The organism is Microvirga tunisiensis (genome assembly GCF_009296175.1).
Taxonomy (GTDB): Bacteria; Pseudomonadota; Alphaproteobacteria; order Rhizobiales; family Beijerinckiaceae; genus Microvirga; species Microvirga tunisiensis.
This window is the reverse complement of sequence record NZ_VOSK01000210.1, coordinates 1-11,466: the sequence shown is the minus strand read 5'-3', so window position 1 is coordinate 11,466 and position 11,466 is coordinate 1. Positions and strand designations below refer to the sequence as shown.

The following is an 11,466-nucleotide window of genomic DNA, read 5'->3' as shown; positions in this document are numbered from 1 at the left end:
CAGTATGCCGCGGCGCTTCAGACGGCTGATGACAGTCAGGCGACAGCCCTCGAATGCGTGCCGCTCCCGAGTGATGGTTATGGACGTTGGAAGATCTTCGGAATGGGTAGTCTGTGGCTGCTTCCTTCAATGTCGTGATGTCAGCGCCCACGGACAGGATCCAGCCGTTCGGCAGGATGGTGTGGTCGATCCAGAACCAGCGGCCATCCACAAGATCGGTCTCGAACGACTTACGAGGCGCGCACCGTCGCCGGGCCAGAGTCCTGGCAAGGAAGGCCTCGACATCTCCGTCATCAATCCGCACCCCGAGCCCATTCCTGTGCGCGTGGCGAGTGATGCCGGTGAAGGTGAAAGGACCGTCATAGTTGCCGAGGAACATGCCCTGGTAGGTCTTATTAGCGTAGCGGAGATTGTCCGCGGCATCGAAGATGGAGACGGCCTGACCGCTTTCCGTGAGGGCCTCCACAAGGCAGCGGAGGGCTTCATCATCCGGATTGAAGGGGGATGGGGTCATTGAAGCTCTAGGTCAGAGAGGAAAGCCGGACAGCCAGCCATTGCCAAGCAGCAAGGTGGCTGTCCACTTGGGGATTCCCGTATGCGACGTCAGCACAGAAAGGCCTGGAACAGGTGGAAACCATTCAGCCGCACACCAACGGCAGCGGGTCGATCACGAAAGCCGGCGGGTGCCGCATCCTCAGGGCACAGCATCTGCTCGAAGCTCCATTGACCCGGAGCAACAAACGCAGGCAGCGGAGCCCCGTCTGGAACGGCACAGATGAGCTTAGGTCGTTGTCTGTTGCGATAGAGCCTGTACGCATCCCTGCGCTGCTCCGGGCTTGGCTGCCCTAGTTCCGGCACAACTGGCAAGGTGTTTCCCACGCCCCTTCCTGGAAGCTTGGCATTCCATCACGCCGAAGCATGCCGAGCCGAGCCCGACGGGTCATGACGGAAGGTTCCTACGTAGAGTTCCGATCCCGCGTCTCCGCTGAATCGAAAGTTGGCTCTATCGTCACATGCGCCGTTAGCCATTCCTATCCGAGGCTTTGGCTTGCAAGCCGGCCGCCACGGCAATCTGCACCAGCTCGGGCAGGCTCTGCGCCCCCAGCCGCTCCATGATGCGGGCGCGGTACGCCTCGACCGTGCGCGGGCTGATCTCGAGGTCGCGAGCAATCGTCTTGTTGGTGCCTCCGGCCAGCAGTCCATCGAGGACGTTGCGCTCGCGCGGCGGCATCGCCGCAAGGAGCGCCTTCACGCGTTCGCTGGCTTGGTCCCGCTCAGCCTTCTCGCGGATCATCGCCTGAGCCGAGGCCAGCGCATCGAGAAGCTGCTCGGACTGGTACGGCACATCGAGAAAGTCCGCGGCTCCAGCCTTCATGGCCTGGACCCCGACCGCGACATTCCCACGGGCTTCCCCGATCACGATCACCGGCAGGCCGGACCGCCGGGCTTTCAGCTCCTTTGGGATCGTCAACTCGCCGGCTGCATGGCCGCGGATGTCGAGCACAACACAGCCGGGCACCAGCACTGGCGCCACCTCCAGGAAGGACTTTGCCGAGCCGAACGTCGTCACTTCGTAGCCGGACCTCTGGAGGAGAAGGCACAGTTCGCGGCGTGAGGCCTCATTGCTGTCGACCACGTAGACTTTGGAGCCATCGTGCTGGGTCAGGTCCTGGGCAATGCCGCCCGCCCATCGGACCCGCCCCTGCTCGTCCCGGATCGGGAAGAAGGTATCCCGGATCCAGCGCACCCCACCATCCGGTCGGGTGATGTGGTACTCGTGCGTGTCTTCTTCGCCGCGCGAAGCACGCTCGATGGCCGTGCCAGCCCGCTCCCGATCCTCGGGATGGAGTGTCCCGATCCAATGATCGAGGTCGCTCAGGGCGATCTCCACCGGCTCGCCCCAGATCGTCTCGTAAGCCGGGCTGAGGTATTCCAGCCGCCGTGTCTCCAAGTTCAGGATCCAGAGCACGGTCGAAGAGTGCTTGGCGAACTGCCGGAAGCGCTCCTCGCTGTCCCGCAGGGCCGTCTCGGCCCGCGCTCGCAGAACCGATGTCCAGGTGCGTTCGGCTACCTCCTGGACGAGCACCACCTCATCATCACGCCAATGGCGAGACTCGACCTGGTGCACGTAGAGCGACGCGACGAGGCGCCCCTCTCGGATCAGCGGGGCGATGATGATCGCGCGATTGCCAGCGTCGATGAACTCGGCGACGATGGATGGCTCTCGAGTCAGCGGATCCCTTGCAACATCGTCGATGCGCACCGTGCGCCCTGCCTTCAACTCGCTCTCGACGAGCGGACCGAAGGCGCTGACCTGATGCTGGCCGGCAAAGGTCGGGGTTGAACCCTCCGTCCAGTCGCGCTCAACCGTGAAGGCTTCGCCGGTCTCGCTGAGCTCTGCATAGCCAACCCGGCTGGCCCTCAGATGCTGTCCAAGCATCTCCGCCGCCGTAGCCATGACGCTGCGGGCGTCAGGGATGCTGCGGAGGCGGGTACTCAGGTCCGCCAGGAGCCGGAGCCGCTGCTCGGTGAGCACGCGCTCGGTGGTTTCCTGAAGAATGATGAGCACGCCATTCACGGTGCCGGCTTCGTCCGGGATTGGACTGAACGAGGCGGTCCACCAGGTCCGTTCGGGATAGCTCTTTCGCTGGACAATGTCGACGGGACCATCCTGGAGGTAAGTTGCTTCACCCCGAAACGCCTGCTCGAGAACCGGACCGACAATATCCCAAACCTCGCCCCACGTGTGTGGAAGGGGCCGGCCGAGTGCCTCCGGCCGGGCTCCCCGCAGCAGGAGGGCAGCATCATTGTAGAAGGTGATGAGCTCGGGGCCCCAGACGAGAAAAGTCGGAAACTTTGAGTGGAGCACAGTCCTGAGGACGGTGCGCAGGTCCTGCGGCCATCTCTCAGGTGAGCCAAGTGGTGAGGCAGACCAATCCCAGGCCTGGATCCGGGCACCCATCGTGCCGCCACCGGTGAGAAACTGCATGGCTTTCAAGCCGAGAACCTCCAATTGCCACAGTTGATCATGCCGGCCAGAGCTTGGCTATATGATGCTCCTTCCTATACCGCCAAAGTATAGGTGCTCATGGCTGGCCCCGGAGAAGTGCTGGCTGGTTTCCATTGGAAGCGGTTTCTCTGCACTGTCGGATTCCTACGTCGGAATGTACCGACGTGACGCGGCGCGTATGCCCGGATATTGGAAACTGACCGGTGCCGCGATTTTTGCCCCTACGGACCGGACCTTGAAGCGCCCCTTGAAGCAGCGGGCGCTTCTCTTTTTTGCCCGTGCGGGGAACGGAGAGCCCAGCCTCACCTGGCTGTTCAAGGACGCCATTTGAGGCTTCGGGTGGCGCCAGACTTTCGAGTTCCGGCTCGGAAGAGACAATTCTCAAAATGTCTCTTCAGGGTCAAAGTGTAACGAATAGCCAATGAAACGAAGGTCCGCTTACCGCCTGATGAACCGACCAAAGCGCTTCTTCCGAGATGTGCCAGAAGCTGCCCTTCCGCCGGAGGGCATGATCCTCGTGAAGTCATCCTGAGGCGGCTGAAGCGTGAGGACGCGGCGCAGGAAACGTCACCGGCTGGACACGATGACTAACCTGCTGCGCCGCGCGCCTCAGGGTGATGCGTGTCAGCTCGGACGGGCGGCCCAGCCTCAGCGCGAAGCCGGGCCAGAGTGCGGTGCCGTTGTTGACGTAGAGTGTCATGCCGCCGATCATGTATCGGCCCGACACGAACCCGTTGTTGGCGCGTGCGACCAGCCGATCCAGCCCAAGGATCATGCCGCCATGAGTGTGGCCGGACAGTTGCAGCGCGACACCTCGTGCGGCCGCCTGCGCGGCGTTCCTGGGCTGGTGGTCGAGCAACACGATCGGTGCGTCTGATGGTGCGCCTGCAAGAGCCGCCGACAAATCCGGTGCCGGGAGGCGGGTCCGAGTCGCCGACAGGTCGGTGACGCCGGCCAGTACGAGCGACCCGCCATTGCGGGTCAGGACCGTATGGTCGTTGGACAGCACGCGCATCCCCAGGCTGGCGTAATGGCGCATCCACGCCTCGTAGTCGAAGAAGTACTCGTGGTTGCCAGGAATGACCCAGACGCCGTCCTTCGCATGCAGATCGCGGAGCGGCTCCACGTCGGCGCGCCGGGCATCGAACGACCCGTCGATCAGGTCGCCGGTCACCACGATCAGATCGACGCCGAGCATATTGGAACGATCGACCAATGCTCGGGTCCATTCCTTAGGAAACAGGCGGCTGATGTGGAGGTCGGTCAGTTGCAGAAGCCTGTAGCCGTCGAACTGCTGCGGCAGCCCGGGGATTGCGATCTCGACATCCTTGAGCGGCAGCACGCGCGTTGCCTGATGCACGCCCAAAGCCGACAGCAGCATGGCTGCGATGGCGGCTGCGTTGCGCACCCAATCCAGTGTAGCCCAGCCGCCAAGCCGAACCGGACTCGCCACCAGCGCGGTCACATCGAGCACGATCTGCATCACCGCCAGCAGCACGATCGCCCCGAACGCCCAGTTGAACAGAAGCACCAGAGCGCGTGGGAACTCGGGCGAGAAGACCGAGCCGGACGAGAGGCGGCTCCAGAGATGGTATTGCGATGCCATGAGCAGGAGGATGGCAAGGGCGATCTTCCCGCCCGGCGCCCAAGGAAGCGGCCACACAAACCGCGCCAGGACATAGAGGCTCGGCAGTGAGAATACCAAATGGAACATGGACGTCCTTGGATTGAAGTGGCACAGGACCGGAACGGCCGGCCTGAGGTGGGTCGAACTGAGTCATAGCGGATGGCGGTGCGAGAGGCCGCTCATCCCAGTAATGTGGAAGTATGGCTGAGGTCGTCTCTGCTAGAAGGCGACATCCGCACTGGTCGACTTGCCAGTGCAAATGCCATCAAATCGTGAACTTAGCAGCGATTGTTTCCATCTCGTCAAAGAGGTCTGTGATTTGCGAAGGTTCAGGATAGGGCAACCGCGCGAGGCTGGAGAGGATCAATCCCAAGGCGGCCAGCAGGAGGAGCAGCGGTTTGCTGTCCCCAGACCTGCTGCTCCGTCGAGCGAGACATGTCATCAGCGATTGCAACTCCTGGCAAGGATATGGTTGCTCACGGGCCAGCAGCAATGCCGCAAAATGCCGTCCACCAGTTTCATAGTCATGGCGTAACTGTCGGACAAATGCCTGAAGGATCGGCTCGGAGCGCTTTTCGGCCTCCTGCAGCGCATCCACGAGCCGTGAGGCCATGCGACGCTGGAGGCTGGAGATCAGGCTGTCCTTGGAGCTGAAGTGGTACAGGAGGCCACCTTTGCTGACACCTGCCGCCTGGGCCACAGCATCGAGGGTGAAGGCGGAGATGCCTCTTGCCGTGATCAAATCTTCCGCGGCGTCCAGAATACGGTTCTGGGCAGAGGCGGTTGTCGCATCACGCTTCGATGTCATGATCAATACGCTATGAAGTCCTTCCCTTGGGCCGGCCGTTGTGCTCTAGCGACCACGGGCCGGCCCACTCCCATCATCGTGCTGGCGTTTCCTGAGCTGGCGCCAGCAGGACATCGTCATCCTCTTCGCGAGCCTTCGGCTGCCGCCATGCGATCAAGCGATAGAACATCGGGATCAGGAAGGTTGCGATGAAGGTCGCCGCCAGCATTCCTCCAATCACGCCCGTGCCGATCGAGTGTCGGCTGGCAGAACCTGCGCCAGTCGAGATCGCGAGCGGCACCACGCCTAGAATGAAGGCCAGCGACGTCATCACGATCGGCCGGAAGCGCAGGCGAGCGGCATCGATCGCAGCCTCGACCGCGCTCGCGCCTTCCTGACGCCTGAGCACCGCAAATTCCACAATCAGGATCGCGTTCTTGGCCGCCAGACCAATGAGAGTCACCAAACCAATCTGGAAGTAAACGTCGTTGGTCAGCCCCCGTAGCCAGATCGCCACTAGAGCGCCGAACAACGCAAACGGAACAGCCGTGATGACAGCGAGCGGCAGGCTCCACTTCTCGTACTGCGCCGCCAGGATCAGGAACACCATGACCAGGCCGAAGATCATGGCTTGGGATCCGGTACCGCCAGTCTCCAACTCCTGGTAGGCCGAGCCCGTCCAGGCCACTTGGAACCCCTCCGGCAGCGCCTCCCGGGCAACCTCCTGCATGGCCGCAATCGCCTGGCCCGAGGTGTAGCCAGGAGCCGGGTTGCCGGTCACCTTGGCGGCATTGAAGGCGTTGAAGCGCTCCAACTGATCGGGACCAATCACACGCTCGACCGTCACCAGCGTGCTCAGCGGGATCATGCTGCCCGCAGCCGTCTTGACGAAGACGTGCCTGAGATCGTCGGGCGTCTGGCGGAAGTTCGACTCGGACTGAAGCATGACACGGTAATTGCGTCCGAACAGGGTAAAGTCGTTGACGTACAGGTTGCCGAAGGTGCTCTGCATCGCCTCGAAGACCGAGTTGATCGGCACGTTCAGGGCCTTGGCCTTGTCGCGGTCGAGGTTGATCCTGTACTGCGGCACGTTGGTGCTGAACGTCGTCCGCACGCCTGTGAGCTCAGACCGCTTGGAGGCGGCCTCGACCAGCTTTGTCGTGGCCGCATTGAGGCTGGCCACGCCCCCGCCAGTCCGATCCTGCAGGTAGAGCTCGAACCCTCCGGTCGTGCTCAGGCCCATGATCGGTGGCGGATTGAAGGCAAGGACCATGCCGTCCTTGATGCCGGCGTTCATGCCCATGAATGGCCCCGCCAGCTTGCGCGCATCGAGCTCCGGCGCCTCGCGCTCGGCCCAGTCCTTCAAGGATACGAAGGAGGTGCCGGCGCTGGTCTTCATGCCACTTGAGAGCAGATCAAAGCCTGATACTGCAAAGACACTCTCCACCGCCGGATGGTTCTGGAAGTTCTGGCTCGCTGTGTCCACCACCACCTGGGTCCGGCTCAAGGAAGCGGCCGGCGGCAGCATGGCGACACTGAACATAATACCCTGATCCTCGTCCGGCACCAGGGAACCAGGAATGGTCATGAACAGGTAGGCAGTCGCGCCAACCACGCCCGCCGAGATCAGCAGACCCACCACCACCCGCCGGACGAGGAAGCGGACGCCGGCCGTATAACCCGCCGTCAGTTTGTCGAAGGCACGGTTGAAGAGGCGGAACGGCAGCGCCGGCTCATGATGGCCAGGCTTCAGGATCAGCGCGCACAGAGCGGGCGTAAGCGTCAGAGCCACGATGCCTGAGATCGTGACCGAGATCGCGATGGTCACAGCAAACTGCTTGTACATCTCGCCGGCGAGACCGCCCATGAAGGTGACGGGCACGAATACGGCACACAGCACCAGCACGATGGCAATGACAGGCCCTGTAACCTCGCCCATGGCCTTAATGGCGGCCTTGCGTGGTGACAGGTGCTCCGTCGACATGATGCGCTCGACGTTCTCCAGCACCACGATGGCATCGTCGACCACGATGCCGATGGCCAGCACCAGGCCGAACAGCGTCAGCAGGTTGATCGAGAAGCCGAACAGGTACATGCCGGCAAACGTGCCGATGATCGAGATCGGTACCGCAATCACCGGGATCAGCGTCGCGCGCCAGTTCTGCAGAAACAGGAACACGACGGCGACCACGAGGATGATGGCCTCGATGAAGGTGTGAATGACCTCTTCGACCGAGACCTGGATGAACTTGGTTGTGTTAAAGGGAACCTGATAGTCGATGCCTTCCGGGAAAGCTTTCTTGAGTTCGTCCATCCGGCCGGTCAGCGCCTCCATGGTGGCCAGAGCGTTGGCGCCGGGCTGGAGGTAGATCGCGATCGGCACCGCCGGGGTGCCATTGAGCTGAGCTGTGACCGTATAGCTCTGAGCCCCGAGTTCCACGCGCGCCACATCCTTAAGACGCAGAGCGGCCGCATTCTCGTTCGAGCGCAGGATGATGTCCTCAAAGGCCGCCTTGTCCGGCAGGCGGCCCTGTGTTGTGGCCGAGTAGGTGAAGGCCACCGACTTGTCGGTCGGCTCATCGCCGAAACGGCCCGCAGCGAACTGGGCATTCTGCTCGCGGATCGCTGCTGCGACCTCTGTCGGCGTCAGGTTGAACTCGGCAAGCTTGTCCGGCCGCAGCCAGATGCGCATGGAGTACTCCACCGACCCGAGCACCGATGCATCCCCGACGCCCGGGATGCGCTTGAGTTCGTCGACCACGTTGAGAAGCGCATAGTTGCCGACATAGGTCCGGTCGTACCGCGGGTCCTTCGAGAACATGGCGACCATGCCAAGAATTGACGTCGAACGCTTGGCCACGGTAACGCCTTGCCGTGTCACCTCCTCTGGCAAGGTCGAGGTTGCCCTTTGAACCCGGTTATTGACGTCAATGGTGGCCTGATCCGGGTCGGTGCCGAGCGCAAAGGTGACGCTCAGCTGCATCGACCCGCTGCTGGAGTTCGTGGACTGCATGTAGAGCATGCCCTCCCCGCCGTTGATCTGCTGCTCCAAGGGAGCCGCCACGGTTTGCGCAACGGTCTCGGCACTCGCGCCAGGATAGGTTGCGCTCACGACTACCTGCGGCGGGGTCAGTTCAGGATACTGAGCGATCGGCAGTGCCCGGATGGCCAAGGCGCCAGCCAGAACAATCACGATGGAGAGGACGGCGGCAAAAACCGGCCGGTCGATAAAGAAGCGAGGATTCATTGCTTCACCGCCACATTGGTGTTGGCTGATGCCACCGCAGCGGTGACCGGCCCTCCAGGACGAACCTTGATGACGCCCTCGGTGACGAGCTTGTCCCCTGCCCTCAGGCCCGAGGAGACGATCCAGCCGCTTTCAATCTGGCGGCTCAGTTCGACCGGGCGGATCTCGGCGTTTCCGGTGCTGTTGATCGTATAGACGAACTGCCCCTGCGGTCCCTGCATCACGGCCGCCTCAGGAACCACGATGGCATCGTCCAGGGTGAGGCCGGTGACGGTCGCCCGCACGAACTGCCCCGGCACCAGACGCTGGTTCGGGTTCTTGACGATGGCACGGGCTTGCAGAGTGCCGGTTTGGGTGTCGATACTGCTGGAGGTAAAGTCGATCATACCTTCCTGATCATAGACCTCACCATCGCCGAAGGTGATCTTCACCTTGAGGTCTTTCGCCGGGGATCGCTTCGGCTGCTGGGAAGCCAGGAGACGGCGGATCTCCGCACCCTCGCGATCGGCAAAGGCGAAGTTCACATAGATGGGGTCGAGCTGGGTGATGGCGGTGAGCAGGCCGCTGTCGCCGCTGGTGCCGATCAGGCTGCCCTCCGGCACCTGCTCCAGGCTGGTGATGCCGCTGATGGGAGCCCTCACCTTGGTGTAGTCCAGGTTGAGCTGAGCGGTGCGAACCTGAGCCTCGGCCGCGGCGACGGCGGCGGCTCCAAGCTCCTTGGCCGCGATGGCATCATCGCGGGACTTCTCGCTGCCTGCGCCGCGGGCGAAGAGCTGCAACGCCCGCTCAGCATCCCGCACGGCTTGGTTGGACTGCGCCTGGGCCTGCTGAAGCTGTGCCTTGGTCCGAGCGAGTTCGGCCTCAAAGGGGGCCGGATCGATCTCAAACAGCACTTGGCCCGCCTTGACCTGTGCACCTTCGATGAAGTTCCGCTTCAGGAGGATGCCGCCCACACGCGCCCTCACCTGCACCTCGCGGTAGGCCGAGACACGGGCGGCATACTCGTAGGTGACGGACACCGCCTTTGTCTGCACTTCCGTGATGGTGACCTGCGGGGGTGGTGGGGTCGGCCCACCGGATTGCTGCGCATTGGCTGGTGGAAGCAAAGCCAGGAGGAGGATTGCAGACAAGAGGAGGCGGGCTGCCGGTGTTTTGGGGCGGGTCATCATCGAGCTCGATTCATCAATGGTGCACCGCATATATTCGTTGACTTACGAGTCAGTCAAGGATAATTGACTCTCGAGTTAGTCAATAAACCGGATCCGACCACCCTCCTTAGTGGACGGCTGTGCTCAGGAAGCCGTAGAGAGCCAACAGGGGAGATGTGAGGAGTATCTTATGGCTGGAGGTGTAAGGGCCCGCCGCAAGGCAGAGCGTCCTGGAGAGATCTTGGAAGCCGCCTTTGAGGAGTTCGTGCAGAACGGCTACGCCGCTACGCGTCTCGAAGACGTTGCAGCACGCGTCGGCGTCACAAAAGGCACGATCTACTTCTACTTTGAGAACAAGGAACAGCTCTTCGTCGCCATGGTTCGCGAGCTCTCGCGGCCGGTTCATCTTCAGGCTGAGGAATTCGCCGCATTGAACTCATCTACGGCTCCTGAGTTCCTGCGTGCCTATCTCTGCTTCTTGTACAGAATTATCGCGACGGACCCGCGAGGTCGAGAGATCCTGCGCCTGCTGATTGCTGAGGCGAGCCGGTTTCCCGAGTTGATCGACGAGCACCACCAGAACTTCATGGGACCGGTGGTCAGACGGCTGCGTCAGATTCTGGACGATGGAAATGCCAAAGGCGAGATCCGTCACTCCTCTGTCCTGGAGTTCCCGGAACTCCTGCTCGCACCGGCTCTCTCCCTGAACATCTGGATGCTTCTGTTCTCGGACCGGCGGCCCATCGACTTGGATCGGCACTTCGAGATTGCAGTCGATCTTCTTCTGAATGGCCTACTGCCCCGAGCCACACCGGAGAGCAACAAGCCATAGCAAAGTCCATTTGGATCTGCTGCAATCTTGTGCCCCCGTGGCAGCAGGTCCCAGCCCCGCATCAAGCACCTCGTTTCGTGTCAGCGGCAATTCCCCTCAATGGCGCTGACCTCTTTGGAGAAGAAACGGGCTGATCCTTGATGCGGGGCTTATATCTGCGGCCTGTATGCGAGAAGGCCGGCGCACTCCCACCATGGCCCCGAATGCTGAAGTTCAGCTAATGAGAACCGGTGTGAGCGGATATCCATGATGGCCAGGAGCTCTGCTCCGCAAAGGGCCGGATCCATGAGCGCAAGACCAACCTCACCATCTCGAAAGCCTCTTGCGACGCACGGCCGGTCCATACATCAGGGTCAAAGTTTCACGTTCCGGCCCAACCAACGAACGTCGGCACTTGAATGTCGAAGCGGACCAAACGCTTACGTCTCAGGAGTGCCAATTTGAGACTTTGAACCCGTCTCCTGATTCGTCACTGCCCCCGGATCAGCGCCCAAAGGCACGCTGCGTCATTCCCCGGGAAGTCGGCGACCTATTTCGGCTATCTTAGTGCGCGGAAACGTGGTTGCGACGGATCCAACCTAACCTTCGCCTTCAGCTCCCACCAACGGGTCTGATGCGTCCTTCGCGGCTTCGCTGATCAGCGACCGCAGCCACTGGTGGGCCGGGTCATGACGGTAGCTGTTTGGTGGCGGAACGTTGTTGGGATCGGGTGCGTTACGCCATTGAGGAGTACACTTGGCGCTTTGACGGCCTGCGACGCCGAGCTTCTCACCGCAGGAGGACGTGATGCACTCCCTTCATCCGCAAGCCCGCAC

The 11,466-nt window shown here is 62.0% G+C and carries 7 protein-coding genes; 1 reads left to right on the top strand and 6 read right to left on the bottom strand.

Translation table 11 applies throughout. From position 1 onward, the window contains the following. The 6 genes from FS320_RS30060 to FS320_RS30035 form a co-directional block, all read right to left on the bottom strand. Positions 1-514: PAS-domain containing protein (locus tag FS320_RS30060; RefSeq protein ID WP_192926360.1), on the bottom strand; the 514-nt coding region annotated here is incomplete at its 3' end. Between the two features lie 507 nt (positions 515-1,021). Further along, positions 1,022-2,989 carry a LuxR C-terminal-related transcriptional regulator gene (locus FS320_RS30055; RefSeq protein WP_244627482.1) on the bottom strand — a complete coding sequence of 656 codons (1,968 nt, stop codon included), beginning with the start codon at positions 2,987-2,989 and terminating at the stop codon, positions 1,022-1,024. 544 nt (positions 2,990-3,533) lie between these two features. Next, entirely contained in the window at positions 3,534-4,724 is a 1,191-nt protein-coding gene (locus FS320_RS30050) for a metallophosphoesterase (protein WP_152715932.1), read from the bottom strand. A gap of 178 nt (positions 4,725-4,902) precedes the next feature. Beyond that, positions 4,903-5,445: a TetR/AcrR family transcriptional regulator gene (locus FS320_RS30045; RefSeq protein WP_152715929.1), complete on the bottom strand. Its 543-nt coding sequence runs from the start codon at positions 5,443-5,445 to the stop codon at positions 4,903-4,905. 73 nt (positions 5,446-5,518) lie between these two features. After that, entirely contained in the window at positions 5,519-8,671 is a 3,153-nt protein-coding gene (locus tag FS320_RS30040; RefSeq protein WP_152715927.1) for an efflux RND transporter permease subunit, read from the bottom strand. Continuing rightward, on the bottom strand, positions 8,668-9,840 hold the full coding sequence (locus FS320_RS30035) for an efflux RND transporter periplasmic adaptor subunit (protein ID WP_476738988.1): 1,173 nt from the start codon (positions 9,838-9,840) through the stop codon (positions 8,668-8,670). The genes FS320_RS30040 and FS320_RS30035 overlap by 4 nt, the downstream gene beginning before the upstream one ends. 169 nt (positions 9,841-10,009) lie before the next feature. On the opposite strand from FS320_RS30035, the gene FS320_RS30030 reads away from it, so the two are divergent. Beyond that, entirely contained in the window at positions 10,010-10,651 is a 642-nt protein-coding gene (locus tag FS320_RS30030; RefSeq protein WP_152715926.1) for a TetR/AcrR family transcriptional regulator, read from the top strand. Positions 10,652-11,466 lie beyond the last annotated feature (815 nt).